Source organism: Plantactinospora sp. WMMB334 (assembly GCF_049179095.1).
GTDB lineage: Bacteria > Actinomycetota > Actinomycetes > Mycobacteriales > Micromonosporaceae > Plantactinospora.
Map to the genome: position 1 here is coordinate 2,359,109 of NZ_JBMHME010000002.1, position 17,380 is coordinate 2,376,488.

Sequence of the window (17,380 nt, forward strand, 5' to 3'; positions counted from 1 at the left end):
TCAGGTGTTGTCGTTCAGGTTGCCGGTCACGTACTCGGCGAGGGTCTCCAGCGACGTGAAGTCGGACATCTCCAGGTTCTCCGGGTCGACCTCGATGCCGACGCTGTCCTCCAGCGCCATCAGCAGCTCGAGGATGGAGGTGGAGTCCAGGTGCAGGTCCTCGAAGAGCCGGGTCTCCTTCGGCATCCCCGAGACCGGCCGCTGCAGTACCTCGCTGAGCGCCCGCTCGATGTCAGCGATGATCTTACCGTTCTCCATGGCTGGGAATCCTTTCTCCGGTGGCGGTGGCCTCGGTGGCGGTGGCCTCGGTGGTGGCGGCGGTCGCCGGCGCGGGGGGCGTGACCAGGTGTTGCGGCCTGAGCAGGTCCTCGACGGTGTCCCGGCTGCGGATCAGGTGTGGCGTGCCGTCGAGCAGCAGCACCTCGGCCGGGTGGCCGTGGCTGAGGAAGAGCACCGGCGAGGCGCTGGGGCCGTACGCGCCGGAGCGCTCGACCCCGAGCAGGTCGCCGGGGCGCACCTCGGGGAGCCGGACCTGCTTGCCGATCACGTCGCCGGGGGTGCAGAGCGGGCCGGTGACGTTGTAGACGTGCCCGGCCGGCTCGTCGGGCCGGCTCAGCGACCGGATCGGGAAGTTGCGCTTGACGAAGCTGCCGACGCCGACGGCGGCCATGTGGTGGTTGGTGCCGCCGTCGGCCACCACGAACCACTCGCCCTTGGAGCGCTTGACGTAGCGGGCCCGCACCACGTAGGTGCCGCACCAGCCGACCAGGTAGCGGCCCAGCTCGGTGACGACCCGGGTCTCCGGGTGGCGCTCGCGGAAGAGGTCGACCTCCTCGTTGACGCCGTCGGTGGCCGCGTCGCCGTCGAGGTCGGTCTCGTTGTCGAAGTACGGCACGCCCCAGCCGCCACCGACGTCGACCATCTCCAGCGGGATGTCGAGCGCCTTGCCGAGCGCCTCGGCGGTGGCCAGGACGCCCCGGGTGTTGTGCCGCACCGTGGCCGCGTCGAGGATGCGGGTGCCGAGGTAGGCGTGGATCCCGGCGACGCGTACCCGGCGCAGCCCGGTGAGCGCGGCCGGGCCGTCCCGGAGGATCTCCTCGTCGATGCCGAACTGGCGCGGCTTGCCGCCCATCGCCAGCCGCGAGCCGTGGGTGTCGAAGTCGGGGTTGACCCGCAGCACCACCCGGATGCCGTCGGCCTCCTCCATCGCGTCGAGCGCCACGACCTCGTCGAGCGACTCGCAGACCACGGCGTGGATGCCACGCTCGCAGCAGGCGCGCAGCTCCTCGGCGGACTTGCCGGGCCCGAGGAAGATCACGTTCGCCGGGTCGACGCCGGCCCGCTCGGCGGTGACCAGCTCGGCCAGCGAGGAGACCTCCAGGCCGGCACCGAGGGCGCCGAAGAGGGCGCAGATGCTGAGGTTCGGGTTCGCCTTGGCGGAGTAGAAGATGTCCACGTCCGGCCGGAGCCGGGCGCGCAGCCGCGCGTACCGTCGGCGCAGCAGGTCGCCGTCGTAGACGTAGACGGGGGTGCCGAACCTCTCGGCCACCTCGGCGTGGATTCCGGTCATCGCTGCTCCTTCGCGGTGAGATCGGCGAGGGCGGCCTGCGCGGCGCGGTCCAGCGCCGCCAGGCGCTCCTGGTCGGCGGCGACGAGCAGGGCGTAGAGCCGGCCGTCGAAGGGTGCCGGGCGGTCGGCGTCGGCGTTGACCGTGCCGAAGCAGGTGACGACGAAGCGCTCGGCGCCGTCGCGCTCCAGCACCGGGGCGAGCGTCCGGGCGAGCTGGTCGAAGGAGACCGGTGCGGCGAGCCGCAGTGGGTAGTGCCTGGCGAGCGCCATCTGCCCGTCGCGCTGGTGGCGCTCGGTCACCCCGCCCTGGTAGCTCGACATGTTCAGCCGGGCGTTGATCTCCAGCACCGGGTAGAGCTCGCCGCCGGTGGCGACGACCGCGTCCACCCCGACGACCCCGGCGTACCCGTCGGAGTGCAGCCGGACGCCGACGATCTCGGCGGCGTGCGCCAGCTCCGTGCGCTGCGCCGGGGTGAGCGCGACCGGCATGAGATGTCCCTTGTGCACGCCGTTCTCGGTGATCGCCCGCTTGACGAAGTCGAGGGTGATCCGGCCGTCGTCGGCGACCGTGAACTGGTAGTTGAGGTCGTGGCTCTTCTCCACCCACTCCTCCACGACCACGTGCAGCCGGTCGTCGCCGCTGCGCTCGGCCCGGCGGTCGACCATCCGGAGCAGCCGGTCGGCCGTCTCCGGGCGGTCCAGCAGCAGCAGGCCCTTGCCGGAGACCCCGTAGGCGTCCTTCACCACGATCCGGGTGCCGGTGGCGAGGGCCGCCCGCCGCCGGCGCAGCACGGCCGCGAGGTCGTCGCGGGTCTCGCAGCAGTCGCCCGGGACGGCCCGCAGCCCGGCGGAATCGGTCAGCCGGCGCGAGTAGATCTTGCCGTTGACCCGGGCGAAGGTGGTCGCGTCGGGGACCGCGAGCGGCAGCCCACACCGGTCGGCGAGCTTCTGCTCCAACACGGTCGTGCCCATCGGCAGCAGCCGGGCTCCCTCGGCGCCGAGTGCGGAGAGGCGCCGGAGCAGGTCGGGGGAGTCCAGGACGTCCTCGGTCGTGGACCGGTCGGCACGGACGTTCTCCGGCACGAGTACGGTCGGCAGCGGCATCCCCAGCCGGGACAGGTACTCCCGGTATCCGGGGTCGAGGGGATGCTTGAGGAGCAGGACGTCGTCGGCACCGGCCAGCAGGACGCCGTGCTCCTCCATCCGGCTCACCACCGAGGTCGGCGCGGAGAAGCGCGGCGCGGGCAGCCCGACGTGTCCCTCGGCCCACCAGTTCTCGGCCTCGAAGTTGCAGACGAGGACCAGACGACCGTCCGGTGTGCCGAGCAGGTTGGTCTTGAGCGTACGCAGATAGCTCGTGTCCATCGCCCGTCCTGGAGTCAGTATTCGATGACCATGGCGGCGTACGTGGCGCCGACCCCGACCGAGGTCAGCAGGTAACGCTCGCCGGGAATCAGCAGATTGCGGTCGCGCATCGTCGCCAGATTGATGAAGGGATCGGAGCAGTAGGTGTGGCTGTAGCGGGCGATGTTGTCGAGAAAAACGCGACTACGGTCGAGGCCGACCTTTGCGCACAGTCGCAACCAGAGCGTGCGGTTGACGTTGTGCGGGACCACCATCGCGATGTCGGAGATGTCCAGTCCGGCCCGGCGTAGCGCCTCCTCCATCATTTCCCACAGATGGATGTTGTAGGTGTCGTCGAATTCCCGTTGCCGCTCGACGGTCATCCGGAAGCCGTCGGCGAACTCCCCGGCCGTGTGTGCCGCGTAGGAGAGGATCCGGCTGCCGGTGCCGTCGATGCCGAGCAGACAGGCCGCCGAACCCTCGCCGGTCACCGACACGTTGAGCATGTAGCGCACCAGCCCGGTGAAGGGTTTCTCCCCGGTGACCACCAGGGCCAGCGCCTCCGGGTCGCCCTCGGCGCGCAGCAGCTCCCCGGCGACGTCCAGCGCGGCGAGGTTGCTGGCACACATCTGGTGGGTCACGGCGAACGCGTCCGCGCCGGTCAGCCCCAGCCGCTCGCGGAGCCGGTCGGCGGCGAAGACGAAGGAGGGGGTGAGGTCCGGGAAGGTGTGCGCGTAGATCAGGTACCGGATGCGACCCGGGTCGGGTACCGCGCGGACGACCTTCTGGGCCGGCGCCGCGAGCAGCTCGAACAGGTCCATGTCGGGGTCGAGGTGTATCCGGTCGAGCCCGCGGATGCGCCGGAACATGCGCGCCTGGTGCCGGTTCAGCCCGTTCGCCTCGGCTATCTCCTCGACGGCCCAGGAGCGTTCCGGCGCGAACCCCTCGACGCGCAGCAGGCTCGTGACGGGCCCGGCCACCGACTCGTCCACGTGAACGGCCACCGAATTCCTCCAAATAGGCGGGTGCGCCGTGACGTCCCGATCGGTGACGACGGCGCGGCGATGTCAGACTATGTGTGGCGGCCACCATGAGGAACTGGGGAATACCCTAGGAATTCTTTCGACGCGCTTCAATGCACAAAGGGCAGGGTTTACCCGATTGCCAAGGGGTGGCCAATTCGCCTAACGTGTCCGACAGTCGTGCACGTAATAGATGCACGACGATCCCGTGTGGTCGCGTCGACGTGTCGGTCGGGTGGCCGCCACGACCCGGTCGACCTGAGAGGACGGCAATGGGAATAAAGCCTATCGACCTCTTTCCGCCCCCGGTCGTCGGACCCCGTACGTCCACTGTCGAGCTGCGCCGGGTCCGGCGGCGGTACGTGAAGGTCGCCGGCGCCCGTGGCGGCGACGGGCCGCTGACCCTCGGCCACCTCGGCATGCTGAAGTGGATCACCGAGGAGAAGCCGTACGGCCGCTGGGCGGCGGCACCGCTGGAGCTGCCCCCAGGCGCCACCGTCGACGACGTACTGGCCGCGCTCGGCGTGCTGGTCGCCCGGCACGAGGGCCTGCGTACCCTCTTTCCGGCCGAGGGCGGGCGCGTGCAGCGGGTGCTCCAGGACTGCGAGCTGGCCCTGGACGTCTACGAGCACGGCGAGGCGACCCCGGCCGCGCTGATCGAGGAACTCTTCCACCGGCTCCGGGAGGGGGAGTTCGACCTCGCCGAGGAGCTGCCGCTGCGCACCGCCGTGGCCGTACGCGACGGTGTCCTCACCGCCGGCGCCGTCGTCTACTCGCACGTCGTCGTCGACCTGATGAGCGCGGAGCTGCTCGGCCGGGAGTTCACCGCCCTCGCCGCCGACCCCGCCCGCCGGGACGTCGGCCCGCCGCGCCACCAGCCCCTCGACCAGGCGGCGTACGAGCGCTCGCCGGCCGGCCGGCGCCGGCTCGACACCGCCCTCGACTACTGGGGGCGCCACCTGCGGCGGCTTCCGCAGTGCACCTGGGCGGCGCCGCGCTCGACGGCACCACCCGGTGGCGCCACCTCCGGCTGGCTCTGGTCCCGGGCCGGGGCACTGGCCCTGCCGCACATCACCGCCCGGGTCGGGGCCAGCGGGTCGATGGCGGTGCTCGCCGCGATCTGCGCGGTGCTGGCCCGCCGCACCGGCCACCGGAGCTTCCCGCTGCCGACCCTGGCCAGCAACCGGACCGAGCGCCGGCTGCGGGAGTACATCGGCCCGCTGGCCGCGGACAGCCTGGTGCCGATCGACGCCGACGCCGACAGCTACGACGACCAGGTGCGGCGGGTCGGCGGCGCGGTGCTGCGGGCGGGCCGTCAGGTCATGGTGGACGACACCGCCCGGAGCCGGGTGATCGACCGTATCCACCACGACCGGGGCACCTGGTACGGCCGGGACACCACCTTCAACGACGCCAGCACCTTCAACGACGCCAGCACCTTCAACGACGGCGAATCCGCCCCCACCGTGACGGACCCGGGCACGGCCGATCCGAGTACGAGCGACCCGGCGCAGGTGCGGCGGGCGCTCGGCGAGAGCCGGATCTGGTGGCAGGACTGGCCGGCCATCTCTCCGCTGCTGGCGTTCCGACTGATGCAGAAGCGCGGCGAGCTGGTGCTCGGCGTGATCAGCCACGACCGCAACCGGATACCGCCGGAGGAGATCGAGCCGCTGCTGCGCGGCGTGGACCGGGTGCTGGTGGCGGCGGCCGAAGGGGACTTCGCGCTCTCCCGGATCGGCGAGGTGAGCGGCATCGGGCCGATGGAGCGTGGCCCGGGATGGCGGCGGGTCGACTCCTGCTGGGTCGAGCTGGCCGAGGTCCAGCGACTCCTCGACGAGGCGCTGGACGCCCCGGTCCGGCGGGTCTTCGCGATCCCGGACGGCGACGGGTGCCGGCTGGTGGCGTACCTGGTCGGCGGCTCGCACCGGACGCCACGGGAGGCGCACGGCGCCTGCGTGGCCGCGATGCCGGGCCGCCGCACCGCGATGACCCCGCAGCGGTACGTCTTCTGCGCCGCACCGCCGGAGGACCCCGCCGACCCGGCGGCCTGGGCGCGGCAGCCGGTGCTGGTCGACGGCGACGGCCGGATGGAACCATGAGCGGGCGGACCGTCCCCCGCGACGTGCCCGGTGCCGATCCGGCCATCCACGTCGTGGACCTGCGCAAGTCGTACCGGGGCCGGCCGGCGGTGGCCGGGATCGACCTGACCATCCCGCGCGGGGAGGTCTTCGCCCTGCTCGGCCCGAACGGCGCCGGCAAGACCACCACGGTGGAGATCCTGGAGGGGCACCGTCGCCGGGACGGCGGGCACGTCCGGGTGCTCGGCGTCGACCCGGCGCTGGGCCGGGCGGACTGGAAGGCCCGGATCGGCATCGTGCTGCAACGCTCCGACGACCTGACCCAGGGCGGTGCCCTCACCGTACGGGACTGGGCGCGCGCGATCGCGGCGTGCTTTCCGAACTCCCGGGACCCGGACGAGGTGATCGATCTGGTCGGGCTCGGTGACCGGCGGGATTCCCGCGCGGCCCACCTCTCCGGCGGGCAGCGCCGCCGGCTCGACGTCGCGCTCGGCATCGTCGGCCGGCCGGAGCTGCTCTTTCTGGACGAGCCGACGACCGGGTTCGACCCCGAGGCGCGGCGCCGGTTCTGGGACCTGATCACCACCCTCGCCCGGTCCGGCACGACCATCCTGCTCACCACCCACTACCTGGAGGAGGCCGAGCATCTCGCCGACCGGGTCGCCGTGATCGTCGGCGGCCGGATCGTGGACGTCGGCCCGCCACAGACCCTCGGCGGCCGGGCCACCGCACCCGCCACGGTCCGCTGGTTCACCCCCGACGGGCCGCGCAGCGTCCGGACCGGCACCCCGGCGAAGCTGGTCGCGGAGCTGGCCACCGAGTACGGGCCGGACGTGCCGGGGCTGGCCGTCGAGCGGCCCAGCCTGGAGGAGATCTACCTGCGGATGATCGGGCAGCCGGCATGAGCGCGCCGGGAATCCCCGCACGGGTGCCGGCCGTGCTGGCGGTCAGCCGGGCGCGGGCCAGGGTGGAGTTCCTGATCTTCATCCGGGAACGCATCTCGGTGGTCTTCACCTTCTTCTTCCCGGTCCTGCTGCTGATCGTGATCGGGGCGATCTTCCACGGGCAGCAGTTGCCGGGCGGGATCGACCTCGCCCAGTACTTCGTCGCCGGCATGATCGGTGCCGGTCTCTTCGGGGTCAGCTTCCAGAACGTCGCCATCGCGATCCCGATCGAACGGGACATCGGCACGCTCAAGCGGCTCGCCGGCACCCCCATGCCCCGGTCGGCGTACTTCATCGGCAAGATGGCGATGGTCGCGTTCGTCGCGCTGGCCCAGAACGTGCTGCTGCTCGGCATCGGCTCGGCCTTCTTCGGCCTGCGACTGCCGGACACCGCCGACCGGTGGCTGACCTACCTCTGGGTCATCTCCCTCGGCATCGCCTCCTGCACCATGCTGGGCATCGCCGCGAGCGGCTTCATCCGCAACGGCCGAACGGCGCCCGCGGTCATGACGCCGATCGCGATCGTGCTCCAGTTCATCTCCGGCGTCTACTTCGTCTTCGCCACCCTGCCGACCTGGATGCAGACGGTGGCGGCGGTCTTCCCACTGAAGTGGATCGCCCAGGGGATGCGGTCGGTCTTCCTGCCCGACGACTACCAGGCCCAGGAGCCGGCCGGGAGCTGGGAACTCGGCCGGGTGGCGCTGGTCCTCGTCGCCTGGTGCGTACTCGGCTTCCTGATCGCCGCCCGCACCTTCCGCTGGCGCAGCAGATTCGACGACTGAAGGGAAGAGACCGATGGAGGCTGCGCAACGTCCCCGGGTGGTCCTCGGCTACAGCGGGCTGGACGGCTCCGCCGAGCTGAAGGCGGCCTGCTTCCCGGGGCTGGACGACCGCGAGGCGCGGCTGTTCCAGGGGCTGGACTCGGCGGCGGCGCTGGTGGTCGACGGCTCCCTGGTCGCGGCGGTCCAGCAGGAGCGGTACTCGGGCCGCAAGTTCGACCACGCCTTCCCGATCGACGCGATGCGATCCTGCCTGCGCCTGGCCGACCTCGACTTTCCCGACATCGACGCGGTGGCGCACAACTTCGACCACACCAGGTTCGAGATCTTCGCCCGGGGCGAGCCGTACGCACACCGCCGCTACGCCGAGGTGCTCGCCCCCGCCCGGCAGACCGAGCTGCTGCACCGGTTCGTCCCGGAACTGGCCGGGCACCGGGTGCGCCCGGTGCTGCACCACCACGCCCACGCGCTGACCGCGGCGATCCCGGCCGGCTTCGACGAGGCGCTGGTGGTGGTGCTGGACGGGATGGGCGAACTCCAGGCCGTCACCGTGCACGCCTGGCGGGACGGCACCCTGCACCGGCTGGCCGCCCTGGACTACCGCAGCAGCCTCGGGCTCTTCTACGCCCTGGTCACCATGTTCACCGGCTACTGGCCGAACAGCGACGAATACAAGGTGATGGCGCTGGCCGCGCTCGGCGACCCGGAACGCTACCGGTCGGTCATGGCCCGGGCCGTCACCCTCGGCCCGGACGGACGGTTCGACGTGCCGATCCTGCGCCGCAACCGCGACCCGCGCAGCCGGGAGACCTTCGCCGGATCCCGCGCCTGGCTCGCCGAGCAGTCCTGCCCGGAACGCGGGCCGGGCGAGCCGCTGAGCCAGGCCCACGTCGACCTGGCCACCGCCGCGCAGGAACGGCTGGAACAGGCCCTGTTCCACCTGGTCGGGCACTGGGTCCGCCGGACCGGGCTGCGTCGGGTCGCGTTCGCCGGCGGTGTCGCGCTGAACTGCGCGGCGATCGGAAAACTCGCGTACTCGGGGCTGGTCGACGCGATCTACGTGCAGCCGGCCGCCGGGGACGAGGGGAGTGCGGTCGGTGCCGCGCTCGCCGTGGCCGGCCCCGCTGCCGGGGACGGGGCCGGCTACCCGGCGATGACGTACCTCGGGCCCGAGGTGACCGAGGACGGGCCGCCGGCCGACCAGCCGTACTGGTCGGTGCCGGTCGCGCCGGGGGTCGCCGAGCGGGTGGTGGCGCGGCTGCTCGTCCGGGGTCACATCGTCGGCTGGGCGCAGGGGCGGCTGGAGTTCGGGCCGCGTGCGCTTGGCAACCGCAGCATCCTCGCGGATCCGCGCGACCGGGGTGCCCGGGACCGGGTCAACGCCGCCGTCAAGTTCCGGGAGGAGTTCCGGCCGCTGGCCCCGGCGGTGAAGGCCGAGTCCGCGAGCCGCTTCTTCGTGCTGCCCGCCGGGACCAACCTGCGGCACATGACCGTCGCGGTGGCGGTGCACCCGCACGCCCGGCCCGCCATCCCGGCGGTGGTGCACGACGACGGCACCGCCCGGGTGCAGGCCGTCTTCGCGGCGGAGAGCCCCCGGTTCTGGCGCATCCTCGACGAGTTCGAGCGGCTCTGCGGGGTACCGGTGCTGATGAACACCTCGCTCAACGTCAAGGGCCAGCCGACGGCGCGGGCCGGTGCCGAGGCGTACCGCACGTTCGCCTCGTCCGGGCTCGACCTGGTGGTCATCGGTGACCGGCTGTACGCGAAGCCGTCGGCGGTGGAGGACGCCACCGAGGCGCTGGCCGCCGTCACCGGAGCGGTCCCGGTCTGAGCGGCAACGGCATACCCCCGGAACGGCCGGTCTAATCCCTGCCGGCCCCGGGTAGTCGCGGAGAATGTCCGAGGCTGCCATCGCCGACTACGGTCTGCTCTCCGACCGCACCTCGGCCGCCCTGGTCAGCCGGGACGGGTCGGTCGACTGGTGGTGTCCGGGCCGGTTCGACTCCCCGTCGGTCTTCGCCCGGCTGCTCGACCCGGACGCCGGGCGCTGGGCGCTCGGTCCGGTGCCCGGCTCGGTACGGCGGACCGAACGGACCTACCTCGACGGTTCGCTGGTGCTGCGCACCCTGCACCGCACCGGCGGCGGCGAGGTCGTGGTGACCGACGCACTGGCGGCCGAGCCGGGAGCCCGCGGGCACGACCTGGGGCGCAACTCCCCCTCGATCCTGGCCCGGGTGGTCGAGGGGATCACCGGTACGGTGCGGATGCGTTGCGAGTTCACGCCCCGGCCGGAGTACGGGCTGATCGTCCCCTACCTGCACTGCCGGCACGGCGAGGTGCACGCCACCGCCGGCCCGCTGACCCTGGTCCTGCGCAGCCCGGTGCCGCTGGACTGCGTACACGGCCGGGCCTACGCCGAGTTCGACGTCAGCGCCGGCCAGGTGCTCGGCTTCGACCTGGCGTACGCGCCGGTCTACGGCCCACCGCCCCGGCAGGTCGATCCGGTGGCGGCGCTCGCCGACACCGCCGAGTCCTGGCGGTCGCTGCGGGACCTGCACCATTACCACGGCCGCTATCCGGAACTCGTCCAGCAGAGCATGCGGGTCGTGCATGGCCTGACCTACCAGCCCAGCGGGGCGGTGGTGGCTGCGGTCACCACCTCGTTACCGGAGCGGCTCGGCGGCAGCGACAACTACGACTACCGGTATGCCTGGCTGCGGGACTTCTTCCTGGCCATGCGGGCGCTCTGGGTGGCCGCCTGCCCGCACGACACCGGCCGGCTCTTCGAGTGGGCCGCCCGTTCCGCCGGCCGCAGCGGCGACCAGCCGGTGCCGATCATGTACGGGGTGGCCGGCGAGCGGGACCTCTCCGAATACTCCCTGGAGCACCTGCGCGGGTACGCCGGCAGCCGGCCGGTCCGGATCGGCAACGAGGCATGGAGGCAGACCCAGCACGACGTGCCCGGCGACGTGTTGGTCTGCGCGTACCTGCTCCGTGACCAGCTCGGTGATCTCTCCGAGGAGCTCCGGGCGCTGCTGGTCGGCCTCGCCGAGCAGGCCACGCGCTGGCGGGAGCCGGACGCCGGGATGTGGGAGCGGCGCGGCCCGGAGCGGCACTACCTGGCCTCGAAGGCGCTGTGCTGGGGCGCGCTGGACAGTGCCGTCCACCTCGCACCGTTGCTCGGCGACCGGGCCGACCCGCGGCGCTGGGCCGTTGTGCGGGACGAGATCCGCGACACGGTGCTGCGGGCCGGCTGGAACGAGTCGGTCGGCGCCTTCACCGGCGCCATCGGCTCGACCGAGCTGGACGCCTCCGCCCTGGTGCTGCCCTTCAGCGGCATGGTGCCGGCCACCGACCCGAGGATGCGGGCCACCATCGAGGCGATCGCGTCCGGGTTGGACGCCGACGGTCTGGTGCGGCGCTGGCCCGACGATCCGGCCGGCTTCGTGGCGTGCACCTTCTGGCTGGTCGAGTGCCTGGTGATGGCCGGGGAGCCGGAGCGGGCCGCGACGCTCTTCGAACGGACCGCCGCCCGGGCGAACGATCTGGGGCTCTTCGCCGAGCAGATCGACCCGCGCACGGGCGCGCACCTCGGCAACACCCCGCTGGCGCTCTCCCATGTCGGCCTGGTCGGCGCCGCCTGGCGGCTCACCAGACCGAGTTTTGTCTAGGCCGGCAGTCGCCGTGCGTCGCTGACCGGCCAGACATTCCAAGCGCTTACTTGACAAGCGGATGCTGTCGATCCGAGACTCCAAGCATGTCTTTGGAGTCAGCCCCCGAGCGGCGCGTCGTCACTGATCCGCTCGCACTGCGGGCGCTTGCGCATCCCTTACGTCTCAAGCTCTGTGCTCTCGTCGGTCGCGAGGGATCGCTCACCGCCGCGGACGCCGCCCGGCAACTCGGGATCAGTCAGGCGCTCGCTTCGCATCACCTGCGTCAGCTCGCCAAGTACGGCTTTGTCGAACACGCCGACGCCGGTGACAACCGCGAGCGGCCCTGGCGGATCACCGCGCTGTCGCACCGGTTCGAGGCGGCGGACGGGTCGGCCGAGGCATGGGAACCCGTCGAGCTACTCAACCGCCATCTCGTCGAACAGGCTGCCGCCCAACTTGAGGACTGGCAGCAGCGACGCGCTGACGAGGATCCGCGCTGGGCTGAGCACGTGGGCGTCTCGCAGAGTCTGCTTTACCTGACGCTTGAGGAGTTCATCGAGCTCAGACGGCGGTGGGACGAACTCGTGGCGCCGCTCGTCCACCGGCGGCCGCTCGGTGACGCGGGCAAACGGCCTGTCGGCGCGGTGCCGGTGAATCTGACGCTCGTGGCCGCGCCGCTGCGTCCGACGCCCTCGGGGGGATGAGTGCGACGGCTCTGGCGGATCCTCGCCAGCAACAGGGACCTGCGTCTGTTGCTCGGCGCGAACCTGATCTCGCTGACGGGCGACTGGATCCTACGGACCGGGCTCGCCTACCAGGTCTATGTCCTGACCGGGTCCACGCTCGCATCGGCAGGCTCGGTCCTGGCCTCGCTGCTTCCGCAGATCGCGCTCGGATCGGTCGCGGGCGTCTACGCCGACCGATGGGACCGCCGCCGCACCATGGTCGTCGCCAACCTGCTGATGGTCGTGGCCCTGCTCCCACTGCTCGCCGTGCAGCACGCGGGTCAGGTCTGGCTGGTCTACCTGGTGATCGCGGTGCAGAGCTGCCTCGCGCCGTTCTTCACCTCGGCCGAGGCGGCGCTCGTGCCGTCCCTGGTGGCGAACGACCACCTCGTCACGGTGAACTCGCTCAACGGCCAGGCCCGCGACGTCGCCCGCCTGGTCGGCGCCGCGCTGGGCGGGGTGATCGCGGCAATCGGCGGCATTGCCCTGCTGAGCCTCGCGGACATGATGACCTTCGCGCTCGCGGCCGGGCTGCTGTGTCGGATCCGCACCCGGCCGCGATCCGGCTCGGCGAGGCGTACACCTGTGCTGGGGGAATGGGCTGAAGGCATGCGTATCGGGCTCGCCAGCCGGGTCTTGCGGGTCTTCCTGGCGTTCACCGTCATCACCGGTGTCGGCGAAGCGATCATGGGCACGCTGATTGCACCGTTCGTACGCGACGTGCTGGGTGGCGACGCCCGCGCATTCGGTGTGATCATGGCAGCCCAGGCGGTCGGCGGCATCGTGGGCGGCGTTGTCGCGACGCTGATCGGGCACCATTTCGCACCCCGCGCGATGTTCGGCTGGGGAACGCTCGCATTCGGCGCACTGGACCTCGTGCTGTTCCTGTATCCGCTGGTTACGCCCGTACTCTGGCCTGCGCCGGTACTCATCGCGCTCGTCGGGCTGCCGGCCGCGCTCCTGACCGCTGGCGGCATGACCGTCTTTCAGAACGCGACGACCGACGATCACCGCGGGCGGATTTTCGGAGCGATGACCGCCGTGAACGGCGCGGCGATGCTGCTCGGCACGATCGCGGCGGGCACCCTGGGCGAACGCATCGGCATCCTCCCGGTCCTGGCCACTCAGGGTGCGGCCTACTGCCTGGCCGGTGTGGTCGTGCTGCTCGCCCTCCCGGTGCCGCCTCCGACGCAGCGCCAGCCTCGTACCCGCGAGATGGCCGCTACAAAGAACTACCAGACCGGAAATTCCGAGGTCAGCGGTGGACCGGACGGTGAGCGGCGTTACCGCCGGCCACCACTGACGCGTCAGTCCGCCGCTGGCGCGGGACTGCCACGATTGGGGCATGCGGTCGTGGGCACATGAGGAGTGGGGCGACGGGGAATGGGCCCGGCACCACGCGTGGCGGGAGAGCGATCTACACGCCCGCCAGGGCAGAATCGACCAGGCGATCGCGGTGCTCCGGCCGCACGCCGACGCCGGTGACGGCCACTCGGCGACGATGCTCGCCGCCCTGCTGGTCCACCACGGCCGCCACGACGAGCTCCGCGAGCGTGCCTCGGCCGGCGACCACGTCGCCGGGATGCAACTGGTGCGAACGCTCGCCCGGTGGCACCGCGATCCCGAGGCGGCCGAGATGCTGCAACGCATGGTGGCCGCCGGATACTGGCCGGCAGCCTCCATGATGGTCGACTCGCTGCGGGCGGCCGACCGCCACGACGAGGCGCTCGCGCTGCTTCGCCGCTTCGTCGACGCCGGCGAGACATCCGCGGCCGTGGTGCTTGCCAGGTGGCTGCGCCGGGAAGGACGGCGCGACGAGGCACTGGACGTGCTGCGACCGGCTGCGGCGGCCGGAGATCCGGCCGCGCTGGCGGACCTGACCCAGTGGCTCACCGACCGCGGCGGCTCGGACGAGGCGATCGCGGCGCTGCGCGAGTACGTCGACCGAGGCGTCGTACAGGCGGCGGTCAGACTGGCGGAGCTGCTCCTCGAGCTGGGCCGGACCGACGAGGGGATCGAGCTCGTACGCAGCGTGGCGCACGAGGACGAGACCGCGGCGACGCGCTCGGGCGTCCTGCTCGGCGAGCGGAGTCGGGTGGAGGATGCGGCGGCGGCGATCCGCAGCAGCCCTCGACCACTGCGGACGTTGGACTCGGTCTACTCGCAACTCAGCCACGACGGGCACGTGCTCGCGGCGGAGGCGATCCGCCACGCCGTCCGCCCGGACTAGGCTCCCGAGTCTTCTGACGCGTTCCGCGGTGCGTCTCCGCGGTGGTGTCGCGGTGCCGTTCAGCGGTCCGGGGCGTCCGGCGGGGCCATCACCCGCAGCGCGTTGGCGTCCAGCCCGATCCTGACCGGGGTGTGCCCGCGTACCTCGCCGTCGACCTCGACCGGTGCCGGCCGGTCGGTGTCGAGCAGGATCTCGCCGCCGGTCAGGAACGGCTCGTCGGCGAGGGTGCGGCGGTGACCGGTCGCCGCGTGACGCGCCGTGGCGCGCAGCAGCCCCCGCCGGGTCGGGCCACCCACCGGGTACGCGACCAGCAGCCGGTCGTCGGCGTTGGCGTCCGCCGTGATCGGGCGGCCGGCCTGGAAGCCGCCGTTGGCGACGTAGAGCTGGTGGGTGGCGACCTCCCGGACCCGGTCGCCGGAGCGGACGGTGACCCGGACCGGACGGTGCCCGGCGAGCAGCGCCAGCGCGGTGACCGGGTAGGCCAGCCGGCCGGCGACCCGCTTGAGCCCGGCCGGTGCCCGGGCCATGATGTCGGCGGAGAGGCCGACCCCGACGTGGTTGGCGAACGGCGTGCCGTCGGCGAGCCCGAGGTCGACGTCGATCACCTTGCCGGCGGCCAGGGTGCCGACGGCGGCATCGAGGTCGAGCGGGATGCCGACGGTCCGGGCGAAGTTGTTGGTGGTGCCGAGCGGCAGCAGCCCGAGCGCGATGTCGCGGTGCGCGAGCAGCCGCGCGGCGGCGCCGATGGTGCCGTCGCCGCCACCGACGGCCAGCAGGTCCGGGGCCAGGTCGACGGCGGCGCCCAGACTCGCCTCGAGTTCTCCTGGCCGCTCGACCGGAAACGTGCCGAGCAGCGTGAAGCCGGCCCCGGTCAGCCGGCTCCGCGCCTCGGCGTAGCGCCGGCGACCCCGCCGGGAGCGGGCGTTGACCACCAGCGCCGCCCGGCGCTCACGCCGGATGGCGGCGTCCAGCTCCTGCTTCGACCGCATGGGCCAAGAGACTATCGCCGGTGGCGACCCCGAGCTGCCGGCGGCGGCCCTGAACGTCTGTCCGCACGGCCTGACCGGGACGCGTCCCGGCCGCCGGTCAGGACGCGCGGGCGGTGAGCAGGTAGTCGTCGGTTTCCGGACTCCACCGCAGCTCGACCGCGCCGCTGGTGGCGGCCGCCTTGCAGAACTGGAGGAAGCTCCGGTAGCCGAGCTTCTTCTCACTGAAGTCGGGGCGGGCCCGACGCAGCTGGGTCTTCAGCCCGGAGAGCGCGACCGCCCCGTCGGCGCCGACGAGGTCGAGGACCACGGTCCGGAGCAGCCCGAACGCCACCTCGCGGTCGCCGTGTTCCGGCAGGGAGACGCCGGGATCGCCCTTGGCTGGACCCTCGGTCAGCTCGACCACGTTCTGCTCGGCGAGGTGCCGGAGCAACTCCCCGAAGGCGCGGAACCCGTAGTCGGACTCGCTGAAGGTCGGGTCCTTGCGCAGCAGGGTGCGCTTGAGCGTCGAGGCGGTCACCTCCCCGCTGGAGCTGCCCTGCAGGCCCGCCACCGTCTGGGCCACCAGCTCGGCGAGGGTGTCGACGTCGCGTACGGCCTCCTCGCCCTCCTGCCGGGACTCGGCGCCCGGCTCCGCCCGGTGCTCCGGGGCCGCCCGCTGCCCCGGCTCCTCGGCCTGGTCCGGCTCGGCCGTCGGCGCCCCGCCGCCGGTGAGCCGGGCCGGCCGGCCGCGCCGGCTCCGGCTGGCGGGGATGTCGACTCCTTCGAGGCGGTCGTAGTAGAGGAACTCGTCGCAGGCGGGCGGGAGCAGCGCCGAGGTCGACTTCTCCACGCCGACGCCGATCACCCGCTTGTTGAGCTCGCGGAGCTTGTGCACCAGCGGGGTGAAGTCGCTGTCGCCGGTGCAGATCACGAAGGTGGAGATGTAGTCGCGTTCGAAGGCCAGTTCCACGGCGTCGACCGCCATCTTGATGTCGGCGGCGTTCTTGCGGCTCGCACCCATCCGCTGCGGGATCTCGATCAGCTCCACATGTGACCGGGTGAGCATCCGGCGGTCCTCGCCGAAGAACGACCAGTCGGCGTACGCCCGGCGGACCACCACGCGCCCGCGCTCGGCGAGCGCGTCGGCGATCGGGCGGAAGTCGAAGACGAGGCCGTCGAGATGGTCCCGCGCGCCGAGCGCGAGGTTCTCGTAGTCGAGGAAGAGGGCGATCCGATCTTCTTGATCCACGCAGCTCAGCCTACGCCTCGGCGGGCCGCTGCCAGCTTCTCCACACGCTCTGCACGCCGGTTCCACGCCGTCACCACGCCACCGCGCCACGGTGGGGGTACGAAAGGAAGGGAGGAGTCATGAAGACCAATCGGCGCATGTCCATCGTCGTCGCGGCCGGCCTGCTCAGTCTGGGCGGGCTGGCGATCGCGGCTCCGGCTCTCGCCGGACTGGGTCCCTCCGGCCCCGGCCCGTCCGGACCGGCCCGGACGGCCACGGCGAACCCTGGTGATCGTGGTCAGGGGATGGGCTACGGCCACGGCATGGGCTCCGGCTACGGCATGGGCTATGGCGACGGCAGTTGCATGGGGCTGGACGTCACCGCCGAGCAGGGCACCCTCACCGGGGCCCAGCAGGCGACGCTGGTGTCGATGGCGTGGGAGGAGAAGGTCGCCCACGACCTGTATGTGAGGTTCGCGGACCGCTACGACGCGGTCGTGTTCGACCGCATCGCCACGGCCGAGAACCGGCACCTGGCCGCGATACGGACGCTGCTGGCGCGCTACGGCATCACCGACCCGACCGCCGGACTGCCGGCCGGCACGTTCACCGACCCCGCGGCCCAGGCCAGCTACGACCGGCTGCTGGCACAGGGCAACGCGAGCCTGTCCGCGGCGCTGGCCGTCGGGCAGCAGGTCGAACGTGAGGACATCGCCGCGCTGAAGGCCGCCCTCAACGGGCTGACCGCCGCCGACGTCACGCAGGTCTACAACAACCTGCTGACGACGTCCGAGCGACACCTGACCGCCTTCACCCGCTGGCCGACGCGGTGACGGCGCA

15 protein-coding genes are annotated in these 17,380 nt (G+C 72.3%); 9 read left to right on the forward strand and 6 right to left on the reverse strand.

The window, feature by feature from the left end:
* From ACN27G_RS10005 to ACN27G_RS10020, 4 genes are read right to left on the reverse strand one after another with little or no spacing between them, the layout of a single operon-like run.
* A complete protein-coding gene (locus ACN27G_RS10005) occupies window positions 1-258 on the reverse strand; it encodes an acyl carrier protein (protein ID WP_421492504.1) in 258 nt (85 codons plus the stop codon).
* Window positions 245-1,570 carry a diaminopimelate decarboxylase gene (locus tag ACN27G_RS10010; RefSeq protein WP_421492505.1) on the reverse strand — a complete coding sequence of 442 codons (1,326 nt, stop codon included), beginning with the start codon at window positions 1,568-1,570 and terminating at the stop codon, window positions 245-247. The genes ACN27G_RS10005 and ACN27G_RS10010 overlap by 14 nt, the downstream gene beginning before the upstream one ends.
* Window positions 1,567-2,934 (reverse strand): ATP-grasp domain-containing protein, encoded by a 1,368-nt coding sequence (locus tag ACN27G_RS10015; protein ID WP_421492506.1) that lies wholly within the window; start codon window positions 2,932-2,934, stop codon window positions 1,567-1,569. The genes ACN27G_RS10010 and ACN27G_RS10015 overlap by 4 nt, the downstream gene beginning before the upstream one ends.
* 14 nt (window positions 2,935-2,948) lie before the next feature.
* Window positions 2,949-3,917, reverse strand: a complete 969-nt coding sequence (locus ACN27G_RS10020) for a 3-oxoacyl-ACP synthase III family protein (protein WP_421492507.1) — start codon at window positions 3,915-3,917, stop codon at window positions 2,949-2,951.
* 290 nt (window positions 3,918-4,207) lie between these two features.
* Between ACN27G_RS10020 and ACN27G_RS10025 the strand changes: the two genes are divergently transcribed.
* The 8 genes from ACN27G_RS10025 (at window position 4,208) to ACN27G_RS10060 (ending at window position 14,344) form a co-directional block, all read left to right on the forward strand.
* Window positions 4,208-6,034: a condensation domain-containing protein gene (locus tag ACN27G_RS10025; RefSeq protein WP_421492508.1), complete on the forward strand. Its 1,827-nt coding sequence runs from the start codon at window positions 4,208-4,210 to the stop codon at window positions 6,032-6,034.
* Entirely contained in the window at window positions 6,031-6,918 is an 888-nt protein-coding gene (locus ACN27G_RS10030; RefSeq protein WP_421492509.1) for an ABC transporter ATP-binding protein, read from the forward strand. The genes ACN27G_RS10025 and ACN27G_RS10030 overlap by 4 nt, the downstream gene beginning before the upstream one ends.
* Window positions 6,915-7,739: an ABC transporter permease gene (locus tag ACN27G_RS10035; protein WP_421492510.1), complete on the forward strand. Its 825-nt coding sequence runs from the start codon at window positions 6,915-6,917 to the stop codon at window positions 7,737-7,739. Before ACN27G_RS10030 ends, ACN27G_RS10035 begins: the two co-directional genes overlap by 4 nt.
* A 13-nt stretch (window positions 7,740-7,752) precedes the next feature.
* Complete coding sequence (locus ACN27G_RS10040) at window positions 7,753-9,567, forward strand: carbamoyltransferase (protein ID WP_421492511.1); 1,815 nt, start codon at window positions 7,753-7,755, stop codon at window positions 9,565-9,567.
* 64 nt (window positions 9,568-9,631) lie between these two features.
* Window positions 9,632-11,407 carry a glycoside hydrolase family 15 protein gene (locus tag ACN27G_RS10045; protein ID WP_421492512.1) on the forward strand — a complete coding sequence of 592 codons (1,776 nt, stop codon included), beginning with the start codon at window positions 9,632-9,634 and terminating at the stop codon, window positions 11,405-11,407.
* 86 nt (window positions 11,408-11,493) lie between these two features.
* Window positions 11,494-12,093 carry a helix-turn-helix domain-containing protein gene (locus ACN27G_RS10050; protein ID WP_421492513.1) on the forward strand — a complete coding sequence of 200 codons (600 nt, stop codon included), beginning with the start codon at window positions 11,494-11,496 and terminating at the stop codon, window positions 12,091-12,093.
* Window positions 12,094-13,479, forward strand: a complete 1,386-nt coding sequence (locus ACN27G_RS10055; protein ID WP_421492514.1) for an MFS transporter — start codon at window positions 12,094-12,096, stop codon at window positions 13,477-13,479.
* Entirely contained in the window at window positions 13,460-14,344 is an 885-nt protein-coding gene (locus ACN27G_RS10060) for a tetratricopeptide repeat protein (protein ID WP_421492515.1), read from the forward strand. Before ACN27G_RS10055 ends, ACN27G_RS10060 begins: the two co-directional genes overlap by 20 nt.
* Before the next feature lie 59 nt (window positions 14,345-14,403).
* Here ACN27G_RS10060 and ACN27G_RS10065 read toward each other — a convergent pair whose 3' ends face one another.
* Both ACN27G_RS10065 and ACN27G_RS10070 read right to left on the reverse strand, forming a co-directional pair.
* The gene (locus ACN27G_RS10065; protein ID WP_421492516.1) at window positions 14,404-15,333 is read right to left on the reverse strand and encodes a diacylglycerol/lipid kinase family protein; all 930 of its coding nucleotides are present in this window, start codon (window positions 15,331-15,333) and stop codon (window positions 14,404-14,406) included.
* A gap of 97 nt (window positions 15,334-15,430) precedes the next feature.
* Window positions 15,431-16,561, reverse strand: a complete 1,131-nt coding sequence (locus tag ACN27G_RS10070; protein ID WP_421492517.1) for an NYN domain-containing protein — start codon at window positions 16,559-16,561, stop codon at window positions 15,431-15,433.
* 119 nt (window positions 16,562-16,680) lie between these two features.
* On the opposite strand from ACN27G_RS10070, the gene ACN27G_RS10075 reads away from it, so the two are divergent.
* Entirely contained in the window at window positions 16,681-17,373 is a 693-nt protein-coding gene (locus ACN27G_RS10075; protein ID WP_421492518.1) for a DUF2202 domain-containing protein, read from the forward strand.
* Window positions 17,374-17,380 lie beyond the last annotated feature (7 nt).